Origin of the sequence: Amycolatopsis sp. VS8301801F10 (assembly GCF_046195355.1) — a bacterium.
In the GTDB taxonomy this organism is placed as follows: Bacteria; Actinomycetota; Actinomycetes; order Mycobacteriales; family Pseudonocardiaceae; genus Amycolatopsis.
Genome location: NZ_CP176065.1, coordinates 949,750 through 972,084 on the forward strand (window position 1 = coordinate 949,750; position 22,335 = coordinate 972,084).

General features: G+C 69.2%; 22 protein-coding genes and 2 pseudogenes. 12 read left to right on the forward strand and 12 right to left on the reverse strand.

What is annotated here, in order from left to right:
* The first annotated feature begins 211 nt into the window (after positions 1-211).
* Positions 212-976 carry a hypothetical protein gene (locus F9C11_RS04580; protein ID WP_409183663.1) on the forward strand — a complete coding sequence of 255 codons (765 nt, stop codon included), beginning with the start codon at positions 212-214 and terminating at the stop codon, positions 974-976.
* Between the two features lie 59 nt (positions 977-1,035).
* The gene (locus F9C11_RS04585; RefSeq protein ID WP_409183664.1) at positions 1,036-1,719 is read left to right on the forward strand and encodes a DUF998 domain-containing protein; all 684 of its coding nucleotides are present in this window, start codon (positions 1,036-1,038) and stop codon (positions 1,717-1,719) included.
* Here the strand turns inward: F9C11_RS04585 and F9C11_RS04590 are convergent.
* Positions 1,697-2,725 carry a D-cysteine desulfhydrase family protein gene (locus F9C11_RS04590; protein WP_409183665.1) on the reverse strand — a complete coding sequence of 343 codons (1,029 nt, stop codon included), beginning with the start codon at positions 2,723-2,725 and terminating at the stop codon, positions 1,697-1,699. The genes F9C11_RS04585 and F9C11_RS04590 overlap by 23 nt on opposite strands.
* Positions 2,726-2,946: 221 nt before the next feature.
* Between F9C11_RS04590 and F9C11_RS04595 the strand changes: the two genes are divergently transcribed.
* The 4 genes and pseudogenes from F9C11_RS04595 (at position 2,947) to F9C11_RS04610 (ending at position 5,665) form a co-directional block, all read left to right on the forward strand.
* Positions 2,947-4,323, forward strand: coding sequence for an amidase (locus F9C11_RS04595; RefSeq protein ID WP_409183666.1), 1,377 nt, complete (start codon positions 2,947-2,949; stop codon positions 4,321-4,323).
* Positions 4,290-4,868, forward strand: coding sequence for a TetR/AcrR family transcriptional regulator (locus F9C11_RS04600; protein ID WP_409183667.1), 579 nt, complete (start codon positions 4,290-4,292; stop codon positions 4,866-4,868). The genes F9C11_RS04595 and F9C11_RS04600 overlap by 34 nt, the downstream gene beginning before the upstream one ends.
* Positions 4,852-5,146, forward strand: a pseudogene (locus tag F9C11_RS04605) (DUF2236 domain-containing protein); the annotation flags it as partial. The gene F9C11_RS04600 and the pseudogene F9C11_RS04605, both read left to right, overlap by 17 nt.
* Positions 5,147-5,179: 33 nt before the next feature.
* Positions 5,180-5,665, forward strand: coding sequence for an oxygenase MpaB family protein (locus F9C11_RS04610; RefSeq protein ID WP_409186814.1), 486 nt, complete (start codon positions 5,180-5,182; stop codon positions 5,663-5,665).
* On the opposite strand, the pseudogene F9C11_RS04615 reads toward F9C11_RS04610, so the two are convergent.
* Positions 5,572-6,161, reverse strand: a pseudogene (locus tag F9C11_RS04615) (transposase); the annotation flags it as partial. The gene F9C11_RS04610 and the pseudogene F9C11_RS04615 sit on opposite strands and share 94 nt — an antisense overlap.
* An 18-nt stretch (positions 6,162-6,179) precedes the next feature.
* On the reverse strand, positions 6,180-6,725 hold the full coding sequence (locus F9C11_RS04620; RefSeq protein WP_409183668.1) for a CGNR zinc finger domain-containing protein: 546 nt from the start codon (positions 6,723-6,725) through the stop codon (positions 6,180-6,182).
* Positions 6,726-6,770: 45 nt separating this feature from the next.
* Between F9C11_RS04620 and F9C11_RS04625 the strand changes: the two genes are divergently transcribed.
* The gene (locus F9C11_RS04625) at positions 6,771-7,628 is read left to right on the forward strand and encodes an alpha/beta fold hydrolase (protein WP_409183669.1); all 858 of its coding nucleotides are present in this window, start codon (positions 6,771-6,773) and stop codon (positions 7,626-7,628) included.
* On the opposite strand, the gene F9C11_RS04630 is transcribed toward F9C11_RS04625, so the two are convergent.
* Both F9C11_RS04630 and F9C11_RS04635 read right to left on the reverse strand, forming a co-directional pair.
* Positions 7,587-9,026 (reverse strand): amidase, encoded by a 1,440-nt coding sequence (locus F9C11_RS04630; protein ID WP_409183670.1) that lies wholly within the window; start codon positions 9,024-9,026, stop codon positions 7,587-7,589. The genes F9C11_RS04625 and F9C11_RS04630 overlap by 42 nt on opposite strands.
* Positions 9,027-9,195: 169 nt before the next feature.
* Positions 9,196-9,456: a DUF397 domain-containing protein gene (locus F9C11_RS04635; RefSeq protein ID WP_409183671.1), complete on the reverse strand. Its 261-nt coding sequence runs from the start codon at positions 9,454-9,456 to the stop codon at positions 9,196-9,198.
* Between the two features lie 482 nt (positions 9,457-9,938).
* Between F9C11_RS04635 and F9C11_RS04640 the strand changes: the two genes are divergently transcribed.
* Positions 9,939-10,175, forward strand: coding sequence for a hypothetical protein (locus F9C11_RS04640; RefSeq protein WP_409183672.1), 237 nt, complete (start codon positions 9,939-9,941; stop codon positions 10,173-10,175).
* Positions 10,176-10,319: 144 nt separating this feature from the next.
* Here the strand turns inward: F9C11_RS04640 and F9C11_RS04645 are convergent, their stop codons facing one another.
* Positions 10,320-11,168: an SAM-dependent methyltransferase gene (locus tag F9C11_RS04645; RefSeq protein ID WP_409183673.1), complete on the reverse strand. Its 849-nt coding sequence runs from the start codon at positions 11,166-11,168 to the stop codon at positions 10,320-10,322.
* A gap of 120 nt (positions 11,169-11,288) precedes the next feature.
* Here F9C11_RS04645 and F9C11_RS04650 point away from each other — a divergent pair, with 120 nt between their 5' ends.
* Positions 11,289-12,443: a glycosyltransferase gene (locus F9C11_RS04650; protein WP_409183674.1), complete on the forward strand. Its 1,155-nt coding sequence runs from the start codon at positions 11,289-11,291 to the stop codon at positions 12,441-12,443.
* Here F9C11_RS04650 and F9C11_RS04655 read toward each other — a convergent pair.
* Entirely contained in the window at positions 12,403-13,257 is an 855-nt protein-coding gene (locus tag F9C11_RS04655) for a helix-turn-helix domain-containing protein (protein WP_409183675.1), read from the reverse strand. The genes F9C11_RS04650 and F9C11_RS04655 overlap by 41 nt on opposite strands.
* A 283-nt stretch (positions 13,258-13,540) precedes the next feature.
* On the opposite strand from F9C11_RS04655, the gene F9C11_RS04660 reads away from it, so the two are divergent.
* Positions 13,541-14,458, forward strand: a complete 918-nt coding sequence (locus tag F9C11_RS04660) for an MBL fold metallo-hydrolase (protein WP_409183676.1) — start codon at positions 13,541-13,543, stop codon at positions 14,456-14,458.
* An 86-nt stretch (positions 14,459-14,544) separates the two neighbouring features.
* Positions 14,545-15,981, forward strand: a complete 1,437-nt coding sequence (gndA, locus tag F9C11_RS04665; RefSeq protein ID WP_409183677.1) for an NADP-dependent phosphogluconate dehydrogenase — start codon at positions 14,545-14,547, stop codon at positions 15,979-15,981.
* Positions 15,982-16,075: 94 nt separating this feature from the next.
* On the opposite strand, the gene F9C11_RS04670 is transcribed toward gndA, so the two are convergent.
* The 4 genes from F9C11_RS04670 to F9C11_RS04685 all read right to left on the reverse strand — a co-directional run bounded on the left by F9C11_RS04670 (position 16,076) and on the right by F9C11_RS04685 (position 20,414).
* Entirely contained in the window at positions 16,076-16,798 is a 723-nt protein-coding gene (locus F9C11_RS04670) for a Clp protease N-terminal domain-containing protein (protein WP_409183678.1), read from the reverse strand.
* 61 nt (positions 16,799-16,859) lie between these two features.
* Complete coding sequence (locus F9C11_RS04675) at positions 16,860-18,032, reverse strand: 4-hydroxybenzoate 3-monooxygenase (protein ID WP_409183679.1); 1,173 nt, start codon at positions 18,030-18,032, stop codon at positions 16,860-16,862.
* A gap of 12 nt (positions 18,033-18,044) precedes the next feature.
* Positions 18,045-19,268, reverse strand: coding sequence for an NAD(P)/FAD-dependent oxidoreductase (locus F9C11_RS04680; protein WP_409183680.1), 1,224 nt, complete (start codon positions 19,266-19,268; stop codon positions 18,045-18,047).
* A gap of 66 nt (positions 19,269-19,334) precedes the next feature.
* Positions 19,335-20,414, reverse strand: coding sequence for an erythromycin esterase family protein (locus F9C11_RS04685; RefSeq protein ID WP_409183681.1), 1,080 nt, complete (start codon positions 20,412-20,414; stop codon positions 19,335-19,337).
* A gap of 88 nt (positions 20,415-20,502) precedes the next feature.
* Here F9C11_RS04685 and F9C11_RS04690 point away from each other — a divergent pair, with 88 nt between their 5' ends.
* Complete coding sequence (locus F9C11_RS04690; protein WP_409183682.1) at positions 20,503-21,183, forward strand: MerR family transcriptional regulator; 681 nt, start codon at positions 20,503-20,505, stop codon at positions 21,181-21,183.
* Positions 21,184-21,192: 9 nt separating this feature from the next.
* Here the strand turns inward: F9C11_RS04690 and F9C11_RS04695 are convergent, their stop codons facing one another.
* Positions 21,193-22,314 carry a 5-methyltetrahydropteroyltriglutamate--homocysteine S-methyltransferase gene (locus F9C11_RS04695; protein ID WP_409183683.1) on the reverse strand — a complete coding sequence of 374 codons (1,122 nt, stop codon included), beginning with the start codon at positions 22,312-22,314 and terminating at the stop codon, positions 21,193-21,195.
* Positions 22,315-22,335: the final 21 nt, after the last annotated feature.

Below are 22,335 nucleotides of genomic sequence, written 5' to 3' on the forward strand. Positions count from 1 at the left end.
ACAGCGAGGCACCCAGCCCCTCCCCCGCACCCCGATACGAAGCCTCCCTGCGGTTCGGGGGTGCTTGTCAAGGCATCTTTCCCGCCTTGACAAGCACCCCCGAACCGTCAGCACAATCAAGCTTCGGGGTGCCCCACGCAACCACTCATCGGCAAGGTCGCCCCCAGGGCGACGAGCCGCCCGAGACCACCCCCCGAGCTACAGTCGACCAGTGCCCGAGATTTCGACCGCCGAGCGAGCCGGTGTCGGTTCCGACGGCCACCCCCGCCCCACCGAAGACCACATCGCCCTCCTGGACCACTCCATCCTGGTCCTGGACGGAGCCACCTCCCCCACCCCAGCTCTCCCCCCAGGCGGCTGGTACGCCCACCTCCTCCGCGACCGACTGGCCGAAGAACTCACCACCCACCCGACCCAAGACCTAAGCCAAGCCCTGGCAACCGCGATCACCGCCGTAGCAAAAACCCACGCCCTGACCCCAGGCAACTCCCCCTCCAGCACTGTCTCCATCCTCCGCTGGAACGACACCACGATCGAAGCCTTGGTCCTCGCCGACAGCCCGATAGTCGCGTTTGGACACTTCGGCACCGACGTGGTCTCCGACGACCGGCTGCTCTCCCTGCGCACCAACGGCCTCCTGCAAACCGGCAAAGACGTCCGCCGCCGACGCAACGCCGAAGACGGCTTCTGGGTAGCCGAAGCCGACCCCTCCGCCGCCCACCAAGCAGTCCGCCGCAGCTGGCCCCGCGATGACGTCGACGCAGTCCTCATCGCCACCGACGGCGTCGCGATCGGAGTTGACGAATACGGACTCTTCACCTGGCAAGAAGTCCTGCAGCTAGCCAAAAACAAGGGCCCCGAAGCAGTGCTCGACGCAGTACGCGCCGCGGAAAACGGCGACCCGCACGCGGTCCGCTGGCCGCGCGCCAAACGGCACGACGACCAGGTGCTCGTCCTCGCCGATTTCACCGGGTAGGGGCTGAATCAGGGGTTTTCCCTGATCACGAAACGCCGCGGAACCGCCAATCTGGCTACATGGTGAACTCACGAGGCGTCCGGGGATGGCGCCTGACCGCACTCGCTGCGATCGCCTGGGGGCTGTTCACGATCATTGTGCTGCACATCATCAGCTCGCACGATCCGATCTACGACACGCTTTCGAGCTACACGATCACCGACCGCGGGGAGGGCATGCTGGGGGCGAGCGTGCTGTCGGTGGCCGTGGGTTCTCTCGCGGTGCTCGGCGCGCTGATCGCCGGCGGCGTGCCGATGACGTTCAGCACCAAGGCTTTGCTCATGCTGTGGGCGCTCGGACTGGCGGTCGCCGCGATTTTTCCGGCCAGCTACCCGCAAAGCCCGAATCCGCTCAGCGGTGACATCCACCTGTACTCGTGCCTGATCGCGTTCGCGAGCCTGCCCAGCGCGGCGATCACGATGCTGGAACCGTTGCGCGGCACGGCGGAGCGCGTGTTCGTGGTGCGCTGGCTGAAGTTCGGCCTCGCCGCGGTCGGGCTGTTCGCGCTGAGCTTCCTGTTCGTCCGCCTCGACGAAGCCGGGGTGCAGCCGTTCCACGTGCTCACCGAGGTGCTGCCGGTCGGCGCGACGCAGCGGCTCACGCTGATCGCGAACGTCGCGCTGCTGCTGGTCCTGCTCCGCATCGCGGTGCGGACCGAAACCGCCCGCGCCGCGGTGCTCGTTACTTCTGCGCCTCGGTCATGAATTCGGGCGCGTAGCCGAACAATCCGGGAAGCCCTCCCGTGTGGACGAACACCACGGTCTCCTCGGGCGAATACCGTCCCGCCGCCGCCCATTCCACCAGGGCGGCGGCGGCTTTTCCGGTGTAGACCGGGTCGAGCACCACGCCTTCCGTGCGGCCGAACAACCGGATCGCTTCCCAGGTCCCGGACGCCGGAATGCCGTACCCCTCGCCGACCGTCGTGTCGTTGAGCCAGACGTGCTCCAGCTTCGGTGGGTCGAACCCAAGCAACTGCGCGGCGCCGGCGGTGAGGTGGGTCAAGTTGTCCACAGCCTCGTTGAGCGGGTGGCTGACGCAGGCGATGTCCAGGTCCAGCGAACCGAGCAGCTCCGTACCGAGCGCGAGTCCGGCCGCCGTGGCCCCGCTGGCATGTGGACCGACGATTCGGGCACGGTCCAGGCCGAGGTCGGCCAGCTGGACCGCCAGCTCGCGAGCGGCATCCACATAGCCGAGAACGCCGAGTGGGTCGGACCCACCGACTGGGACCGTCCTGGTTTTCCGGCCCTCGTCCGCAGCTTCGGCGAGCAATCGTTCGTAGGTCGCGGCCGCTTCCGTGCCGGACGCACAGATGTGCACCCGCGCGCCGAAGAGATGGTCGAGCGGGACGTTCCCGGACCGCTCGTACGCATCGCCGGAACGCGGCACCTCGGCGGTCAGCACCAGCTCGCAACGCAACCCGAGCTTCGCGCACGCTGCGGCGGTCTGGCGGCCGTGGTTGGTCTGCACCGCGCCGAAGGTGAGCACGGTGTCGGCCCCGTCGGCGAGCGCCGCGCCGAGGTGGAAGTCGAGTTTGCGCAGCTTGTTGCCGCCGACGCCGAGCGGATGGACGTCGTCGCGCTTGAGCAGCAGCCGAGGAATGCCGAGCGCTTCGCCAAGCCGCGGCGCCGGGACCAGCGGCGTCGGCCCGTGGTGCAGACCGGCGCGGGGAAAGCCGTCGAGGGAGGGGAACCGGGCGAAGTCGAACGTCATCGATCCTCCGTACGCTGGCCGGGCTGGTGACGTGCAGTTTAGGTGGCTCTACCCGGCGGTGGCCGGGTTCGCGGCTTTGGCTGCCCGGTCGACCCCAGCGGGCGGCGAATAGCTTCCCCGGCACTCATCGAGCACCACCGCGAGCGGCCGTCGTCAGGGGTGCCTCCCAGCCGTCGTCGTGCTACGTTCGTTCGAGCGAACGAGAGAACGGGGAGCCGCCGATGCCTTCCGCGACGACAGAGTTCACGACCTTTGCCGACCAGGCCGCCGCGCTCGAGTCCGGCGACGTCACGGCCGTGCAGCTCACCGAACTCGCGCTCGCGCGGGCGCACGCCAGCCAGCCGGTGCTCAACGCGTTCCGGGTGCTGCGCGACGAAGCCGCGCTCGCCGAGGCCGCCGCGGCTGATCAGCGTCGGGCCGAGGGCGATCGCGCGCCGTTGCTCGGGATGCCGGTCGCGATCAAGGACGACGTCGACCTCATCGGGCTGCCGACCGCGTTCGGCTGTCCGGGCGAGTTTCCGGCGGCGACGGCGGACGCGCCCGCGGTCGCGCGGCTCAAGCAGGCCGGCGCGGTCATCATCGGCAAGACCAACACGCCTGAGCTGGGGCAATGGCCGTTCACCGAGGGGCAGGCCTTCGGCGCGACGCGCAATCCGTGGCAGCCCGCGCACACGCCGGGCGGGTCGTCGGGCGGGTCGGCCGCGGCGGTGGCGGCCGGGATCGTGGCCGCCGCGCTCGGGTCGGACGGGGCCGGTTCGGTGCGCATCCCGGCGGCGTGGACCGGGCTCGTCGGGATCAAGACCCAGCGCGGCCGGATCCCGACCGACGGCGAACTGTTCCACGGCCTCACCGTGCTCGGCCCGCTCGCCCGGACGGTCGCCGACGCGGCCGCGCTGCTCGACGTCACCGCGGGCACCGGCACGTCGTTCCAACGCGCCGCGCGGCGCGAACCCGGACGGCTGCGCATCGGTCTCTCCACCCGGATTCCCTTCACCGCCACCAAAACCAGGCTCGACCCAGTAGTCGAGGCGGCGGTGCGGCAGACCGCCGAAACGCTCGCCGGGCTGGGGCACGAGATCGTGCCGGTCGAACCCGGATACGGCCTGATCGGCCTCACCTTCCTGCCGCGGTCGCTCACCGGCGTGCGGGATTGGGCCCGGCGCGTGCCGGAACCGTCCGCGCTCGACCCGCGCACGCGCAGCAACGCCCAGCAAGGCGGCCTGCTCGCCGGACCCGCGCTGAAACTCGCCCGCTCGCTCGAACCGGTGCTGCGCCGCCGGATCGGCGGAGTGTTCGGCGACATCGACGTCCTGCTCACGCCGACCACCGCCACCCCGCCGCCCGCGATCGGGTCGTTCGACGGGCTTTCCGGCTGGCAGACCGATCAGACGATGATCGCCGCGTGCCCGTACGCTTGGCCGTGGAACGTGCTGGGCTGGCCCGGGGTGAACGTGCCCGCCGGACTGACCGCGGACGGGTTGCCGCTCGGCGCCCAGCTGCTCGGCCCGTCGCATTCCGAGGAGCGGCTCGTTTCCGTTGCCGCGCAACTGGAAGAGGTGCTGCGATGGCCGGACCGACGCCCCGCGCCGGGGTGGTGACCACTCGCGACGCGATCCTCCGCGCCACCCTGAAAGTGGTCGGCGAGCAGGGCGTCGGCGGACTCACCAACCGGCGCATCGTCGCCGCGGCCGGGGTTTCGCTCGGCACGCTCACGTATCACTTCCCGAGCCAGACCGAGCTGCTGCGCGAGGCGATGCTGCTGTTCGCCGAGGAGGAAACGGCGAAACTGGCGGGGATTGTCGAGACGTACCGCGAGCAGGGGCTGAGCCTCGAACAAGCCGCGACCGTCGTCGAGCACGTGATCAAACAACTGCCGTTCGGCACGGACGAACTCGCGCCGCACGAGCTGTACCTGCAAGCCGCGCGAGACCCCGGATTGCACGAGGCTTCCGCGAAATGCTTTGCGGCGTATGACGAATTGGCCATCACCATTCTCACCGCGCTAGGCCTGCCGGACCCGCAGCGAGTGGCCGGACCGGTGGTCGCACTGATCGCCGGACTGCAGTTGCGACGGCTCGCGACCGGCACGGACGTTCCGGCTGCTGAGCCGTTGATGATGCTGCTGCATGGCGCGCGCGGCTAAGACGGCCCCGCCGGTCGTCCGCGGCAGGGCGACGTGGCGTTACTTCGGCGACCTGCTGCTCGCCGGGCAGGTACTCGTGCCGCATGTCGCGCATCCGGTGGTGGCGGCCGGGGTGCGGGATGACAAAGGGCGCGCAAGCGGAGGCCGAGCGTTGCGGAAACCGCACCGCTCGTTCAATCCTGGCGCGTACGGTGCACGCTACGCTGGTCATGGTCCCCGTTGGCGCACAACGGTTCTTCGGCCGACCAATGTCCACTTCGGAGCTTGACGAGTACTACGCGCTCAGGGCCTCCGGCGGCTGGATCCCCCCGATGCACCTGTTCAGCCAGCAGCGCGGTGCTCTGCGCTACGAACCCGCACTCGGCGCGCATCTCCCGGACGGCGATCTCCCGACCGCGAGGGTGGCAGGCACCGCGCAAATATGCGGCATTGGCCGGATCCTCGGCGCGCGAGAACGGGATCTGCCGCCGACCTGGCCGGAATTCGAACGCTATTACCGCGCGATGATCGCCGGGTTCGGTCCGAACGAGACGATCAGCACGTTGTTCGAGACCATCGAAACCGTCCGGAAACCGTTCTCCAGTATGTCGAACCTCCGCTGGTCGAAGCTCGACCGGCAGCTGTTCCTGATCCGCACCCGGGACGTTCCCCTTCGCCCCGCCAGCGCAGCCCCACCCTCCTCCGGGGGTTCCTATGTGGTTTGTCAAGCCGCAGCGGGGGCTGGTTCGGTGGCGCAGAGGACGTCGCAGCGGCGTCGGGCGAGGCAGATCTTGCCTTCGGGGCGTTTGCGCTCGTAGTAGGTCTTGCTGGTGGGGTCGGAGAGGGCGGCGAGGAAGAACGCGCGTTTGAGTGTGCGGTTGCCGCTTCTTGGCGGGTGTTCGCCCTTGATGCTGGCGCCGGAGATGCGGGTGACCGGAGCGATGCCGGCGTAGGCGGCGAGGTGTGCGGAGCTGGCGAAGTTGGAGGCGTCGCCGATTTCGAGGAGGATGCGGGCGGTGGTCCTGACTCCGATGCCGGGCGTCGAGGTCAGGACCCCGGCAAGAGGGTGCGCATCGAGTATCCCCTCGACCTGTTCGGCGACCAGTTTGCTTTGCTGCAGAACGGTTTTCAGACTGTCGTCCAGTCTGGGCAGGACGGTGTCCGCGGTGCCCGGGACGGTGACGGTCTGCTCGGCCAGCGCGGCAAGATCGCCTCAACCAGCCGTTCGCCCATGCGGGGCGCGTGGGCTTTCGCGATCGCGGTGATTTTGCGGTGTCCGGCTTTGGCGATCCCTGCGGGTACGCCGCCGCGGCTGCGCGAACACCCGCGGGCTTACCGGTTCTTCGTCCGTTCGTAATGCGCCCGCGCCTTCGCCCGGTTCCCGCAGCGGGACATCGAGCACCACTGGCGCGTCCGGCGGGGCGAGGTGTCGACAAATCGCAAGCCACAGTCATCCGCTGCGCAGATCCGGACGTCCTCCGCTCCGGTCGCGAGGTCGACCGCGTCCGCGGCTAGCACGGCGAACGCCGTCGCCACCGGATCTGTCGGCACCTGCGCTTCTCGCTGCAGCACGCCGTCTTTCAGCAGCAGCCGGTCGGGTTTCGGGGCGGCCGCGAGCGCGTCGTTGATCAGGCGAACGTCGGCGGCCAGCGGTTTGGCGGTCAGCAGCCGGTTCACCGCCTCGCGCAATTCCTTCGCCGAAGCCACCTGGGCGGCGGTCACCGGCAGGCTGCCGAACCCGGCGAGGTCGAGCCATTCCGCGAGCGCGTCCGGGCCGGTGAGCAGCTCGATGCCCTCCGGGAGATGCCGGGAGCGCACCGTGTTCACCAGGTGCAGACACGGCCGTCCGGCGTCGAACACCCACTCCATGTCGCTCATTCTAACCATTGAAACCGGTGAGAACCCGCGCTACCGTCTAACCCCATGAGCCGGTTAGAATCAGCGATGGCCCAGGTGGGCGACCTGCGCATGCACTACCTCCGCGGCGGCGACGGTCCGCCGCTCTTCCTCCTGCACGGCTGGCCGCAGACGTCGCACTGCTGGCGCCGCGTGGCCGGGCCGTTGACCGAGACGCATACCGTGATCGCTCCCGACCTGCGCGGATACGGGCGCACCGACAAACCCCGCGCCGGTTACGACAAGCGCACGATGGCCGCCGACGTCGCGAAGCTGGCCGAGCAGCTCGGGTTCGACCGGGTCGCCGTCGCGGGGCACGATCGCGGCGGACGGGTCGCGCACCGGTGGGCACTCGACCGTCCGGACCAGGTCGAACGGCTTGCCGTGCTGGACATCGCGCCGACCCGGGAGATGTGGCGCCGCCTCGACAAGGACCTCGGGAAGGCTTACTGGCACTGGCTTTTCCACCTCCAGCCAGACCTGCCGGAACTGCTGGCGGGCCAGAACATCGCCGCCTACCTCGGATACTTCTTCGAGCGCTGGACCTTCCAACGGCACGGGCTGCCCGCCGAAGACGTCGCCGAGTACGTACGCGCCTTCGAAGCCCCCGGCGCACTCCGAGCCGGTTTCGACGACTACCGCGCTTCGTTCCCCGACGACGCCGAACTGGACGACGCCGATTACGCCGCCGGAAAACGCCTCACCCAGCCAGTGCTGGCGATGTGGGGCAAGGCCGGTCTGCTCGGCAGCCTGCCCACGCACGAAATCTGGCGCGACTACGCGGACGACGTCACCGGAATCGGTCTCGAAGAATGCGGACACTTCCTGCCCGAGGAACAACCCTCACAGGTCGTAGCGCATCTGCGGGAATTCCTGGCCGGTTAACGGAATCCGCGCGAAACCCGCACCGACAGTCTGCTCGATCGCCGCGCCGACGCGGAAAGCCGTGCCGTCCTCGTACTTGCCCGCGACGACCTGGACCCCGGTCGGCACGCCGTTGCTCGCCCAACCGGAAGGCACGGCGAGCACCGGATGTTCGCTGCACACGTTGAACGCCGGAGTGAGCGAAGCGTCCGAAAAGTGTTCCAGCGCAACACCATTCACCACAACCTGCGCGGAAAGGTAATCCTCGCCAGCCTCGAAAGCAGTGGCACCAAGGGTCGGCACGACGAGTGCGTCGAAGCGCGCGAACACCGCGTCAAGGCGTTCGCGGATCGCCGCTTCGACGGCGCGGCCAGTCTCAGCGTCCACAATGTTCTCGACGCCCTTGCGCGCGAAAGCCTGGCAGTACGGGGTGATGACGCCCGGGTTCTGCCGGTCCAGTTCGAGCACCTCGGCGGCCAAACCGGTCCCGAAGTGCGCCCACAGAGCCTGTTTAACCAGGTCGAGCGTCCAGTCGAGCTCGATCTCGGTCACCACCGCACCGGCCGACTCCAGCGCCTGCGCGACGGCACGGGTATTGGCGGCGACCTCCAAGTCCACCGGAAAATCGCCGGGCACCGGGCAGCACGCGACGCGAAGCCCGCGCACGTCGCCGAATTCGATCCGCGCCGCGGGAAGCCGCGAGTGCGGATCACGCGGGTCCTCGCCCGCCATGACGTTCTGCAGGAGCGCGCAATCGGCGACGGTCCGGGCCATCGGGCCGTGGTGGTAGTAGGTGTCCAGTCCGGCGGGCGGGAGCACCGGGTTGCGGCCGTGCGGCGGTTTGAACCCGACCACGCCGGTGAAGGACGCGGGCGCGCGGAGCGAGCCACCGATGTCCGATCCGGTGGCCAGGAAAGCGGTTCCGGCCGCCAGCGCCACGCCCGAACCACCGGACGAGCCGCCCGCCGCGGTCTCGAGGTTCCACGGATTGCGCGTGATTCCCCAGCGACGCGTGTGGGACAACGGCATGCAGCAGAACTCGGACGTCGTCGTGCGAGCGTGCAGAATGCCGCCGGCTGCCTGGATCCGGCCGAGGCCGATCGCGGTCTCCCGTGCCGTCCGAGGCGGACGCAGCAGGGTGCCTTCGGTGACTGGATGCCCGGCCAGGGGCTGTTCTTCCTTCGCCGCGATCGGCAGTCCTTCGAGCGGCCTCGGCTGGCCGCCGGGGCCGTACTGCTTCTCCGCGCCGGCCGCCGCCCGCAGCGCCTGCTCGAACATCCGCTCGGCGAACGCGTTGACGTCCGGCTCGACCCGCTCCGCCCGTTCCACCACCGCGCGCATCACCTCTACTGGCGACAGCTGCCGGGTCCGGAAAAGGTGCAGTGCTTCGCCGGCGGAGAGGTAGTGGAGTGGGGTCATGGCTCGCTCCGTGGGGTCGGGCCGCCCAACCTACTCAGCTGGCGACCCTCGCCAAACCGACATTGCGCCCACAACCCCCGGCACCCACGGTGATCAGAGCGAATCCGCAGTCCACCCGATCGAGTGACTGTTTGCGAATCGCTCTCCGCCGAGACCTCGTCGTGGTGGACTAGTCGCTCGGCGGCAGGTCGAACTGGCCGGCCTTGACCGCGACGAGGAAGGCGTCCCACTCGCCGCGGTCGAAGACCAGCACGGGGCTCGCCGCGAGCTTCGTGTCGCGCACGCCGATCAGGCCGGGACGGGAGAGGTTGACCTCGACGCAGTTGCCGCCGTTGGGTTCGCTGGCGAACGACTTCGCCCAGGCCGCGGCCGCGAACAGCGACTCCGCCGTGTCCGGGTCGTAATCCTGGGGCGACGGATAATCCGCCATGGGTCGTCCACCTCCGAGCCTTGTGCAGGGCGTGCGTTCTGGTGCACGTCCCCGGCTTCTTTGCGTCACTACGGAGCAAACCGCAGGGCCAAGCGGGTGATCAACTCGACCCGATCTCGACATGAAGATTATTCCAGGAGTAGGATTAATCGCAGCGATCGGGGCGTCAGTGGTGGGTGAATGGCTTGCGACATTCAGCCCAACACCGGCAGCACCGGCCCGGGCACCCGGCCCGGGCGGCGGAACAGCCGCGAGACAACGGGGAGGAGTGCGGATGCGAGCCGACCCGTTCGAACCGGCGAGCCCATCCGCCAGCCTCGCCGGAATCGGCGCTGGTCCAGGTGCTGTGACGACCCTGTGGAGACGCCGCAACGGAGCGGTTTCCCTGGTGCCCGGCGTTGACCCGCCGAGCGCGAACCACCCCGATCCGGCCGGCGCCGACCCGCGCCGGTTCCCGTTATCCGAACTGGGGGTGTGATCCCATGGCCGTACGGCTCACCACGCTTTTCCGCCGTGAGGACGAACACACTCGCGGCCGGCGTGGGATCAATCACGAATTGCGCAACCGGTTCGGGTTCAGCCTGATCCAGGCCCCGCTGCGCAGCCCGATGGTTGTGGACACCGAGATCGAAGTACCGGCTCCGCGCCAAGCGGACGCCGTCCACAGCACCCGCCACCGTCGCGAGACACGAGTACCGCTGCTTCACGGGCTCGGCTGAGCCGCAATCCGCATCGTCCACGCTCCCCGGAAGTCCGTTGCCGGGGAGCGTTTTCGTATCCGCACCCTGAACCGCTGGCAGGTCCAGACCACCTCCGGCGGTCCAGACCACGGGTCGAGCGGCCCGGGAGCCGGCGAGCGAGAGTCAGGGCTTGCGGCCCAGAGCGCAAATCCCGCCGCTGAACGAGGGATCGTCCGCCATCCGGTCGCCGGCGCTCGATTCGCCCGCCTCCGGATGCCAGTCCGACACCCACGCGATGCCCGGCTCCACCAGCTCCAGTCCGGAGAAGAACTCCGCGAACTCCGCCCGCGAGCGGAAGTGGAACGGCGTGCTCGACTGCTGGTACTGCTTGTGGATCGCCTCGCGGCTTTCGCCGTCGCTCGTCGGCACGCCGTCGTCGGTCAGGTGCGAGGACAGGAAGTACGAGCCGGAAGGCAGCAGCGACAGGTATTTCCGCACGATCTCCAGCGCCGGCTCGTCGCGGCTGATGAAGTACAGCACTCCGACCATGATCAGCCCGATCGGGCGCTTCGGGTCGAGGACGCCGGTGTCGAGCGCCCGCGGCCAGATGTCGGCCGGGTCGCGCAGGTCGCCCTGGAGCACCGCGTGCCGGTCGGCGACGCCCTCGCGTTCCAGCAGGATCTGCGAATGCGCGACGGCCACCGGTTCGTTGTCGATATAGACACAGCGCGCGTTCGGGTTCACCGACGTGGCGATCTCGTGCACGTTGCCGACCGTGGGCACGCCGGAGCCGATGTCGAGGAACTGGTCGATGCCCTGCTGCGCCATGTACCGCACGCCGCGGCCGAGGAACTCGCGGCCGGCCCTGGCGATGGTCTTGATCATCGGAAAGGTCTGGACCGCGCGTTCGCCGAACTCGCGGTCGATCGCCCAGTTCGCGGTGCCGCCGAGGAACCAGTCGTAAATCCGCGCCGCGTTCGGCCGATCGAGGTCGACGCCCTCCGGGGCTTCCGGATCCGGTGCCTGAGTCATCAGCTTCCCCTTCCGTGCGGATACCAGTGTGCCGACTCGCCGCGGCCGCGCGCCGCCGCCCCCGGCAACCGCCCGAAAATGCCACGACCTTGGTACGTCCGGGCTACTAGGTTGCGGTGGATGCGCATCCTCTTCTCGTTCGTCGGCGGTCGCGGCCACTTCGATCCGATGGCTCCGGTCGCGCGAGCGCTCCTCGCGCGCGGCCACACGGTAGCCGTCGCCGGCGGCGGTTCGCACGTACCCGCGCTCGCCAAGGCCGGGTTCACGACCTTCGCGGTCAACGAACCTCGCGAGATCGAGGCGACGCGTCAACCGATGCCGCCGGTCGATCCGGCGCGCGACGACTGGGAAATCCGCGAGCTGTTCGCCCGCCGCGCGACGCGCGAACACGTGCCGGTGCTGCTGGAGCTGGCCCGGGAATGGCGGCCGGACCTGATCGTCCGGGACGAGGTGGACTTCTCCGCCGCGATCGCCGCCGAGGTGCTTGGCCTGCCGTGCGCCACCGTGCTGGTGCTCGCCGCGGGAACGTTGCTACGCAAGGAACTTCTCGCCGAACCGCTCGCCGAGGCCCGCGCCGCGCACGGCCTGCCGGACGATCCGGAGCTGAACCTGCTGACCCGCGGCCAGGTGCTTTCGCCGCTCCCGCCGTCCTTTCGCGACCCCGGCTCGCCGCTGCCGCCCGGCACTTTCTCGTTCCGCCAAGGAGATCCGGTCGCGCCCCGCCCGCCCGCCAAGAGGCCGCACGTCTACTTCACGCTCGGCACCAACTTCAACCTGGAGTCCGGCGACCTCATCGAGCGCACTCTCGCCGGGTTGGGCCAGCTGGACGCCGACGTGACCGCCACCGTCGGCACCCAGATCGACCCCGCCGAGTTCGGACCGCAACCGCCGCACGTCCGCGTGGAACGGTTCGTGCCGCAGGCCGAACTGTTGCCCCGCCTCGATTTGATGATCTCGCACGCCGGGTCCGGCAGCGTGATCGGAGCGCTCTCGCACGGTCTGCCGTCGCTGCTCTTCCCGATGGGCGCCGACCAGCCCGGCAACGCCCGGCGCTGCGCCGAGCTGCACGTCGGCCGCGCGCTCGACCCGGAAACGTCCACTCCGGACGAAATCCGCCAAGCCGCCGCGGAGATCCTCGCCGACCCCAGCTACCGCGAAGCCGCACGCCGCGTCCAAGCAGAGATCAACGCGCTCCCCGCCGCCGAAGACACCGTGCCCGTGCTCGAAGCACTGGTCACGTCATCTGCGCGCGGTAACTTTCCGCCAGCTCCTTGAGGAACTGCCGCGTCTCGCCCCGCTCCAGAGCGGCACCGCGCAGCCGGTCCCACGAGTCCACGAAGATGTTGAAGTCCTTCACGTCGTCGAGGTACAGCCCGCCCGCGGAGTGTTCGATGTAGACGAAGTCGCGGGTGCGGTCCGGGAACCGCATGATCGTGAAGTCGTTGGGCACCGCGGCGAGCTTCGCGCTGAACGGCAGCACGTGCACGTACACGCGCGGGTGCCGGTCGAGTGCGAGCAGGTGCTCGACCTGGTCCAGCATCACCGCGGGCGCGAACCCGCCGGGCGCGCGGCGCAGCGCGCCCTCGCTGATGATGAACCGGTAGTACGGCGGCTGCTGCTGGTCGAACACCGCCTTGCGGTCGAGCCGGTTGCGCACGAGCGACGTGACGTCGGTGGCTCCCGCCTCGGTGAACTGCTTGAGCATGTAGTGCTCGGACTGCAGCGGCCCCGGCACGCGCTCGCCGTGCCAGGTGAGGATCTCCGCGGCGGCCGGCTCGAGGTCGGTGAAGGTGCGGAACCAGTGCGGCACCACCGACCGGTAGCCCGACCAGTGGCCGCGCTGCCCGGCCGCGGCCCGGGCCAGGTTCATCAGAGTGTCGGCTTCTTCGCCGTTGATCCCGAACGCGTTCAGCATGGTCCGCACATCTCCGAGCTTGACCCCCACCGCACCGGATTCGATCTTGTTGACCTTGCCCTGGGTGCAGCCGAGTACCTCGGCGACTTGCTGCTGCGTCATCTTCGCGGCGTTTCGAGCATGCCTGAGCTCATTGCCGAGCTGCTTGCGGCGCGAGGTGACGGTGCTCGCCATCTCCCCTTGCTCTCCTGGACCACTCCTGCCGACGGGCTCTCCGCCGGACCGCGAACTACGAACCACCCAGGCCACTGCGACCCAACGGAGTTCGATGATGACATCCGGCAGCGTTTCAGGAAATGCGCGAGAACGCCAGTCACCCGGCAGGTCACCCTGCCGGAGCAGCGAGTTCCGGGCGCCGCGGACATCTCGGCTACTCCATTCGGACTAAGAGGAGACTTCCGGGCACAGCTGAGCCGCCGACGCCCCGCAGCGGCGGCGCGGGCGGCATAGTGTGCGCGTGATCGATCGATCCCCTGACGCGGCGAGCGTCAAACAGCTGGCAGACGGCGCGTTCGGCTACGTCCAGCCCGACGGTTCCTGGTTCATCAACAACTGCGGCTTCGTCGACGCCGACGGGCACGCTGTGCTTATCGACACATGCGCGACCGAACGGCGGACGCGCGCGCTGCTTTCGGCCGTCGGCGACACCGTCGGCCCGGTCACAACGCTTGTCAACACGCATCACCACGGCGACCACACCAACGGCAACTATCTGGTCGGCGGCGCGACCGTCGTCGGCCACCGCAAGACCCGCGAGACGCTGCTGGCCGACGGGATCCAGCGGTACGAGGGCGTCTTCACCGAAAGCGACTGGGGCACGCTCGAACTGCGCGTGCCCGACCTGGTCTTCGACGACACGGTCACCCTCTACGCCGGGCAGACGCGGATCGACCTCATCCACCCCGGGCACGCCGCGCACACCACCAACGACGTGCTGGCCTGGCTGCCCGAGCAGCGCCTGCTGTACGCGGGCGACCTGGTGTTCAACGGCGGCAGCCCGTTCGCGCTGATGGGGTCGGTGGCGGGCTGGCGGGCCGCGCTGAACGTGATCCGCGAACTCGACCCGGCGGTCATCCTGCCCGGACACGGCCCGGTGTGCGGGCTCGAGACGGTGGACGCGGTGGACGACTACCTGGAGCTGGTCCAGCGCGCGGCGGAAACCGGCAAGGCGGCCGGGCGCTCGCCGCTGGAACAGGCGAAGGCGACCGACCTCGGCCGGTTCGCCGAGCTGACCGAGCAGGAGCGCCTCGCCGGGAACCTGCACCGGGCGTACGCCGAACTCGACGGCGCAGGGTGGGGTGCGCCACTCGATCTCGTGGCTCCGCTGAAGGACATGCTGGCCTGGAACGGGGGCCCGATCCGCTGCTTCTCGTGAGTGTCAATCACGGTTCTAACCGGGACTGCCACTCACGAGGGTTGACTAGGCTCGGAATCCGGCAGAGGTTTTCGGAAAGGTTTCGGATGAGCAAGAAGGCGAGCATCGGGGTCACCGGCCTCGCGGTCATGGGCCGCAACCTGGCGCGGAACCTGGCCCGGCACGGGCACACGGTCGCCCTGCACAACCGCTCCGAGGAGCGGACCCGCTCGCTCGTCGAGCAGTTCGGCGACGAAGGCGACTTCATCCCGGCGTACTCCGCGCAGGAGTTCGTCGACGCGCTGGAGCGGCCGCGGCAGATCGTGATCATGGTGAAGGCGGGCGGCCCGACCGACGCCGTCATCGAGGAGTTCGCGCCGCTGCTGGAGCCGGGCGACGTGATCGTGGACGCGGGCAACGCGCACTTCGCGGACACCCGCCGCCGGGAGCAGGCGCTGCGCGAACGCGGCCTGCACTTCGTCGGCACCGGCGTGTCCGGCGGCGAGGAAGGCGCGCTGCACGGGCCGAGCATCATGCCCGGCGGGTCGAAGGAGTCCTACGAGTCGCTCGGCCCGCTGTTCGAGGACATCTCGGCGAAGGTCGACGGCGAACCGTGCTGCACGCACGTCGGCGCGGACGGGGCCGGGCATTTCGTCAAAATGGTGCACAACGGCATCGAGTACGCCGACATGCAGCTGATCGCCGAGTCGTTCGACCTGCTGCGCGGCGCGGCCGGCTACTCCCCGGCGGAGATCGCCGACGTGTTCGGCGCCTGGAACACCGGACGGCTCGACTCGTACCTGATCGAGATCACCGCCCAGGTGCTCAAGCACGTCGACGGCGCGTCCGGCAAGCCGTTCGTCGACGTGGTCGAGGACGCGGCGGAGCAGAAGGGCACCGGCCGCTGGACCGTGCAGATCGGGCTCGACCTCGGCGTGCCGATCAGCGGCATCGCGGAGGCCGTGTTCGCCCGGTCGCTGTCCGGGTCCACGGGGTTGCGTTCGGCGGCCCGCGGGCTGGGCGGCCCGACGCGCACGCCGCTCATCGGCTCTGCGTTGGAGACCTTCGCGGACGACGTCGAGCAGGCGCTGTACGCGTCGAAGGTGGTCGCGTACGCGCAGGGCTTCAACCAGATCCAGGCGGGTGCCGCGGAGTACGGCTGGGACATCGACCTGGGCCGCGTCGCCGCGATCTGGCGCGGCGGCTGCATCATCCGGGCGAAGTTCCTGAACGACATCACGTCCGCTTATGCCGCGGAGCCGGGGCTGGAGACGCTGCTGACGTCCGGCGGCTTCCGGACCGCGGTCGAAAACGCGCAGGACTCGTGGCGTTCGGTCATCTCGACGGCGGTCCGCCTTGGCATCCCGACGCCCGGCTTCTCGACCGCCCTGGCCTACTACGACGGGCTGCGCGCGGACCGGCTGCCGGCTGCGCTGGTGCAGGGACAGCGCGATTTCTTCGGCGCGCACACCTACCGGCGGGTGGACCGCCCTGGCTCGTTCCACACGCTGTGGGCTGGGGACCAGTCCGAGGTCGAAGCCTGATTTTGGTGCTGCGGAAGGGCTCTCCCCGGTCTGGGGAGAGCCCTTCTTTGCTAGAGGAGGGTCAGCACGAACAGCACCGCGAGCGCGATGGCGGTCATTTCCCCAAGGTGCCGAGGATTTCCGCGAGAAATTCCTTGATCTTCGTTTCGGCCTTGCCCTTGTCGACCCCCAGTGCGGCAAGGATTTCGTACCCCGCGCCCTCGCCCTGTTCCAGCAAGGCGAGAAGAATGTGCTCGGTGCCGATGTAGTTGTGCCCGAGCCGCAAGCTCTCGCGCAGGGTCAGTTCCAGCGCCTTCTTGCCGGCCGGAGCGAACGGCACCGGATCCGGCGCGTCGTCGACCGGTTCCGGCAGCTTCGCCTCCGCGGCTTCCTTCACCGCCTCCAACGTCACGCCTTGGGCGACGATCGCGCCCGCGGCCAGTGCGTCGGGTTCGGAAAGCAGGCCGAGCACCAGGTGCACGGTGTCGATTTCGGCGCTCTTGCCCTCGATCGCCGCCTGCTGAGCAGCCACGATGACGTGCCGCGCCCGGTCGGTGTAGCGCCCGAACGTCCGTTGGATCCCGCCGGAGGAATCGTCGCTCTTCGGCACGAATCTCTTCTGGGCGGCTTGTTTGGACACGCCCATGCTGGCCCCGATGTCGGTCCAGGAAGCCCCGCTGCGGCGGGCCTGGTCGACAAAGTGGCCGATCAGGTGGTCCGCGACCTCGCCGAGATGCTGACCGACGTACACGGCGTCGGTGAGCTGGGCGAGGGCGTCTTTTTCGTTGTTGGCCTTGATGGCGCTGATGAGGTCGTCGAGTTTCACGGAGTCGGTCATGCCGTCAACTGTAGGTTGACGATTGACGGGCGTCAACCTTGGGTTGACCAGGTTGGCGTGCTCAGGCGAACGGCAACCCCACGTAGTTCTCGGCCAAACTCGTCGCCGCCGCCCTAGACGAGGCCGTGTACCTCAGCTGCGACAGCTGCAGCCGCCGGGCGAACGCGTCCGCATCCGGGTCCACGTGCAGCATCGTCGTCATGAACCACGAGAAATGCTCCGCCCGCCACACCCTCCGCAGGCAAGTGTCCGAATAGGACTCCGCCAGCGTCGAATCCCCCTGCAGCAAAGCAACCAGGGCCCGCGAAAGCACCACGACGTCCGCCACCGCCAGGTTCATTCCCTTGGCTCCGGTCGGCGGGACGATATGCGCGGCATCCCCGGCCAGGAACAACCGGCCGTGGCGCATGGGTTCGGTTACGAAGCTTCGCATCGGCGTGATGCCCTTGTCCAGGATCGGCCCCTCCTGCAGGGTGAACTCGCCCTCGACCGCCAGGCGGGTCGACAGCTCCGTCCAGATCCGGTCGTCCGACCACGCCGCCAGGTCCTCTCCGGGAGCAACCTGCAGGTACAGCCGCGTGACGTCCGGGGAACGCATGCTGTGCAAGGCGAATCCCCGCGGATGATGCGTGTAGATCAGCTCCTCGTGCGACGGCGGGGTCTGCGCCAGCACCCCCAGCCACGCGAAGGGGTACTCCCGTTCAAACGTCGTCAGCACACCGTCCGGAATGGACGGACGCGAGACGCCGTGGAAGCCATCGCAGCCTGCCACCGCGTCGCATTCCAGGGTTTGCTCCACCCCGGACGCATCCCGGTAACGCACCACCGGACGCGAAGTGTCCAATGAGGACAGAGAAACGTCCGAAACTTCGAAGTGCAGCGGCAGATCCGCGGCCTCGTGCGCGTCCACGAGGTCTTTCACGATCTCCTGCTGCCCGTACACCGTGATCGACTTTCCGGTCAGCTCGGTGAGCGCGATGCGGTGGTCAGCACCGTCGAACCGGAGCGAGAAACCCTCGTGCGGCAAGCCTTCCGCGGCCAACCGGCCGCCGAGGCCGATCTCGGTCAGCAGGTCGACCGTCGGTTGTTCGCACACCCCGGCGCGCACGCGTTGCCGCACGTACTCGCGGTCGCGGGCTTCGAGCACGACCGCTTCGACACCCGCCTGGTGCAGCAAATACGACAGCAGCAACCCAGCCGGGCCAGCGCCGATCACGGCGACCTGCGTGCGCAACGGAACCTCCGATCAAGCCGCGGTGCGCGACTTCAGGTGTGCTTTCAGATCGAACGAGCTGGCCTCCAGATCCGCGTACGCCGGACGTGGTTCCGCGGCGAACAACCGGCGCGCGGCGATGTGGTCCGGGGCTCGGTTGACCGATTCGACGGCGATCAGCACGTCGTCGCGGAAGGACAGCACGGAGAACTTCCCGGCGGACCGATCACCGGTCACCACGGTCCGGTCCGCGGCCGCGAGGATGCCCGCGATCTGCAGTTTCGCGCCGGTCTGGTCGGTCCAGAACCACGGCAGGCTGTCGTACCGCGCCGGTTCCCCGGTGATCGCCGCGGCCACCGAACGGGCCTGGTCCACGGCGTTCTGCACGGATTCCAACCGGGTCGCGGCACCGGCCTGCACACACGGGAAGCACGCGCAGTCGCCGATCGCGAAGATCTTCGGGTCCGCGGTGCGGAGGTGTTCGTCCACGACCACGCCGTTGCGCACCTCGAGCCCGGCTGCCTCGGCCAGCGCCGTCTCCGGCAGCACGCCGACCGCGACGACCACGAGGTCCGCAGGCAGCCGCCGCCCGTCCGAAAGCTCGACCGACTCCACATGGCCGGACCCGTGCAGCGCGGTCACCCCGACGCCCAGCACCACCGTGTGCCCGGCCGCCCGGTGGTGTTCGGCGAAAAACTCCGAGATCTCCGGCGACGCGACCCGCGCCAGCAGCCGGTCCTGCGCCTCCACCACGGTGACCGGGCGACCGGCGTGCGAGGCGAACTCCAGTCCGATGAACCCGCCGCCGATCACCACGACGTCGCCCGCCGCGTCCAGCGAAGCCCGCAGCCGGTCGGCGTCCGCGCGGGTGCGCAGCGTCAGGACGCCTTCGAGGTCGGCGCCGGGCACCGGCAACGCGCGGTTGCGCGCGCCGGTGGCCAGCACCAAATGGTCGTAACCCAGCTCCGTGCCGTCCTCGAGCCGGACTTTCGCCGCGTCCCGTTCGATCGCGGCGACCCGGCCGCGGACCAGCTCGATGTCCTTCTCGGCGAAGTAGTCCTCCGGCCGCAGCACCAGCTGCTCGACGCCGGCGCTGCCGGCCAGGTACGCCTTCGACAGCGGCGGCCGCTGATACGGCACCCCCGGCTCGTCGCCGATCAGGACCACGCGGCCGGCGAACCCCTTGTCCCGCAAGGACGCCGCGGCCTGGAATCCGCTTTGCCCACCGCCGACGACGAGAACGGTCTCGGTGCTCATCTCGCTCCTCCCGACATCTCGGCTCCATCTGAGCACACCTCGGCCGAGGCCGTCGAGGAGCGGCCGTCACACCCGGTGCAGGAACGCGATCGCGTCCGCCGCCTCGACCGCGTCGAACGGCAGATACCCGCGTCCGTCGCCCGGCCGCGCGGGCAGCCCGGGGTCGATTCCGGCGGTTTCGACCAGTTCACGGTCCCGCACCGTCGCGGCGAGATACGCCTGCAGCGTTCCCGGCGCGGGGTCCCCTACCGCATCGGAGGAGCCGAAATCGGTGGCAATGAACACGTACCGGTCCCCGAGCCGGTGCGCGACCTGCGCGCCCGCGCTCCACCACTGCGCACCCATCATCGAGGCCGCGCGCCGCTGCAGGTGCTGGTTGTGCGCGGAGACGAAGGTGCCCGGCAGCGCGAGCAGGTTGTCCGCCATCATCGCGTCGCGCTGCGCCCCCAGCCGACTGAATCGTTCCGACGAGGTATCGGCCATCAGCGAGTGGTAGCGGCAGAGCCCGACCGCGGTCCGGGCGAGCAGGTCTCCGCCGTCGGGCAACGCCGGGCGAGAGCGTTCGAAGAAGCCGGCGAGATCGTCGGCGATCAACCGCAGCTCCCGCGCTTCTGGACTGTCCCCGATGGACTTCGCCCCGTCCCACATCGCCGCTTCGTCCGCCCAGGCCGCGTCGTCGCCAGCCAGCCGCTCGATGGTCGCGACGTCGTGCGGCACGGCGTCAAGGTGCTGGGACAGGAAACCGTGCAGTTCGGTGAGCACCGCGCGCGGGCTGGGCGCGCTGGCCATCTCCAGCGGAGCGTCGAAACCGTGGAAGCGGACCTGGTCCTCGGGCTCGCGGCCGGCGTTGTGGTCGCGCAGCCATTCGACCAGCGCCCGGTTCGCAGGGAACGCTCCGAAGCCGTGGCTGAACCCGGTGGCGAGCACCTGGTTGAGGTCGCCTTCGCCGGTGGTCACGTAGCGGTCGACCAGGCGTCCGGCCAGGCAGTCGCTCTCCAGCGCGATCGAGCGGTAGCCGTGTTCGAGGACGAGGTGCTGGAAGATTTCGTTGCGGAACAACGGGAAGGCCTCGGCCCAGTGCGTGGGCTCTCCCAGCCCGAGCAGGGTCGGCGAACGGCGGGCGAGGAAATCGTCAAAGGTCTGCATTGCTTTGACCGTATCGTTGAACTCTCCGTTGGCACTTTGCTGCGAATCACCTGGTTGAATGGCGGGAAACCCTCAAACCGGAGGTGACATGCGGCCGAAGCACCTCGCTCGCGAGCACGGCTTGTCGACCCAGGCCGTCCGCAACTACGAGGAGGACGGCATCCTCCCTCCCGCCGAACGCGGACCGCAGGGCTACCGGACGTACACCGAACACCACGCGCAAGCGTTGCGCGCCTTCCTCGCCCTGCGCCCCGGCTTCGGTCACGCCCGCGCGGCAGCGATCCTCCGCGCGGTCAACGAGCGTTCGGAAGACACCGCGTTCCAGCTGATCGACGAGGGCCACGCCGAACTGCTGCGCGACCGCCACACGCTGACCGAAGTGGAGCACGCGCTGCGAAACCTGAGCCAGGAACCGGACGTACGCCAGACCGTGCCGTCGATCGGCGCGCTCGCGCACCAGCTGTCCGTGCATCCCGCCACGCTGCGCAAATGGGAGGCCGCCGGGATCGTCCACCCGGAGCGAGACCGAGCCGGAAACCGCCGCTACCCACCGGCCGCGGTGCGCGACGCCCGCCTCGCACATCAACTGCGCCGCGGCGGCTACCCGCTCGCCCGGATCGCCGCGGTGCTGGAGCAGGTCCGGCACGCGGGCGGGGTCGGGCCGTTGGAAGAAGCCTTGCGTACCTGGCGTTCCCGGCTCGCTGCTCGGGCGCACGCGATGCTGGACGGGGCCGCCCAGCTGTCGCGCTACCTCACCGAACGTCCGTGAAGGTTCCCTTCACGAGCGGCCCCAGACCCGCTCCGCCGTCGAAACGATCAGCTCCAGCTTCCGGAGCTGTTCACTGGCGGTCAGGTCGTTTCCCTCCTCAGTGGACGAAAACCCGCATTGCGGCGACAAGCACAGCTGGTCCACGTCCACGTACCGCGACGCTTCCTCGATCCGCCGCACCAGCGCGTCCGGGTCTTCCAGCTCCGGCCGTTTGGTGGTGACGAGCCCGAGCACGACCCGCTTTCCCTTCGGCACGAACCGCAACGGCTCGAAGCCGCCGGAGCGTTCGTCGTCGTACTCCAGGAAGAAACCGTCCACCGCCAGGTCGCCGAACAACGCCTCGGCGACGAACTCGTAGCTCCCGGAAGCCACCCACGACGAGCGGAAATTGCCGCGGCACAGGTGCGTCGTCACGGTCAGGTCGTCCGGTTTTCCGGCGAGCGCGGCGTTGATCGTCGAAATGTTGCGCAGGTGCATGGTGTCCGGGTCGCTGCCCATGCGGGCGACGAGTTCGCGCTGCTTCGGGTCGTTGAGATACGCCAGGCTCGTGTCGTCCAGCTGCAGATACGTGCAGCCCAGCCCACTCATCGCCCGCAGTTGCTCCGCGTACGCCGCGCTGAGGTCGGTGAAGAACTCGTCCAGCTCCGGGTACACGGTCTCGCTCACCGCCGCCCGGCCGCCGCGGTAATAGACCATGCTCGGCGACGGGATGGTCAGCTTCGGGGTGATGCCCGGGTCGGTGTGCGCCTTCAGGAACTCGAAGTGGTCGGCGAAGATCGGCTTGTCCAGCCGCACCTTGCCGTCGACCTGCAGGCCCGGCGGGCTGAACTCGAGGTCGCCTGCCAGATTGTGGAATTTCACGTGCAGCCGCTCGTCGCTGCGCGAAACGCCGCCGAGCTGGTAGATGAAGTCCATGTGCCAGGAGGCCCGGCGGAACTCTCCGTCGGTCGCGGAGCGCAGACCGGCCGCCTTCTGCATCTTCACGACGTCGCGGATCGCGTCGTCCTCGACGGCTCGCAGTTGTTCGGCGGAGATCTCCCCCGCCGCGTGGTCGCGCCGCGCTTCGCGCAGCACCGGCGGCCGCAGCAGGCTCCCGACATGATCGGCACGGAACGGAGGTCGTGCAGTCATGCTGGCATGGTCACACACAAA

Bases quoted from the DNA above. Each gene is read 5' to 3' on its own strand.
- F9C11_RS04695 (WP_409183683.1), bottom strand. From the start codon at position 22,314: ATGACTGCACGACCTCCGTTCCGTGCCGATCATGTCGGGAGCCTGCTG.
- F9C11_RS04590 (WP_409183665.1), bottom strand. From the start codon at position 2,725: ATGACGTTCGACTTCGCCCGGTTCCCCTCCCTCGACGGCTTTCCCCGC.
- F9C11_RS04670 (WP_409183678.1), bottom strand. From the start codon at position 16,798: ATGACCGACTCCGTGAAACTCGACGACCTCATCAGCGCCATCAAGGCC.
- F9C11_RS04625 (WP_409183669.1), top strand. From the start codon at position 6,771: ATGAGCCGGTTAGAATCAGCGATGGCCCAGGTGGGCGACCTGCGCATG.
- F9C11_RS04690 (WP_409183682.1), top strand. From the start codon at position 20,503: ATGCGGCCGAAGCACCTCGCTCGCGAGCACGGCTTGTCGACCCAGGCC.
- F9C11_RS04645 (WP_409183673.1), bottom strand. From the start codon at position 11,168: ATGACTCAGGCACCGGATCCGGAAGCCCCGGAGGGCGTCGACCTCGAT.
- F9C11_RS04610 (WP_409186814.1), top strand. From the start codon at position 5,180: ATGCACCTGTTCAGCCAGCAGCGCGGTGCTCTGCGCTACGAACCCGCA.
- F9C11_RS04630 (WP_409183670.1), bottom strand. From the start codon at position 9,026: ATGACCCCACTCCACTACCTCTCCGCCGGCGAAGCACTGCACCTTTTC.
- F9C11_RS04620 (WP_409183668.1), bottom strand. From the start codon at position 6,725: ATGAGCGACATGGAGTGGGTGTTCGACGCCGGACGGCCGTGTCTGCAC.
- F9C11_RS04650 (WP_409183674.1), top strand. From the start codon at position 11,289: ATGCGCATCCTCTTCTCGTTCGTCGGCGGTCGCGGCCACTTCGATCCG.
- gndA (WP_409183677.1), top strand. From the start codon at position 14,545: ATGAGCAAGAAGGCGAGCATCGGGGTCACCGGCCTCGCGGTCATGGGC.
- F9C11_RS04585 (WP_409183664.1), top strand. From the start codon at position 1,036: ATGGTGAACTCACGAGGCGTCCGGGGATGGCGCCTGACCGCACTCGCT.
- F9C11_RS04640 (WP_409183672.1), top strand. From the start codon at position 9,939: ATGGCCGTACGGCTCACCACGCTTTTCCGCCGTGAGGACGAACACACT.
- F9C11_RS04685 (WP_409183681.1), bottom strand. From the start codon at position 20,414: ATGCAGACCTTTGACGATTTCCTCGCCCGCCGTTCGCCGACCCTGCTC.
- F9C11_RS04655 (WP_409183675.1), bottom strand. From the start codon at position 13,257: ATGGCGAGCACCGTCACCTCGCGCCGCAAGCAGCTCGGCAATGAGCTC.
- F9C11_RS04635 (WP_409183671.1), bottom strand. From the start codon at position 9,456: ATGGCGGATTATCCGTCGCCCCAGGATTACGACCCGGACACGGCGGAG.
- F9C11_RS04600 (WP_409183667.1), top strand. From the start codon at position 4,290: ATGGCCGGACCGACGCCCCGCGCCGGGGTGGTGACCACTCGCGACGCG.
- F9C11_RS04680 (WP_409183680.1), bottom strand. From the start codon at position 19,268: ATGAGCACCGAGACCGTTCTCGTCGTCGGCGGTGGGCAAAGCGGATTC.
- F9C11_RS04595 (WP_409183666.1), top strand. From the start codon at position 2,947: ATGCCTTCCGCGACGACAGAGTTCACGACCTTTGCCGACCAGGCCGCC.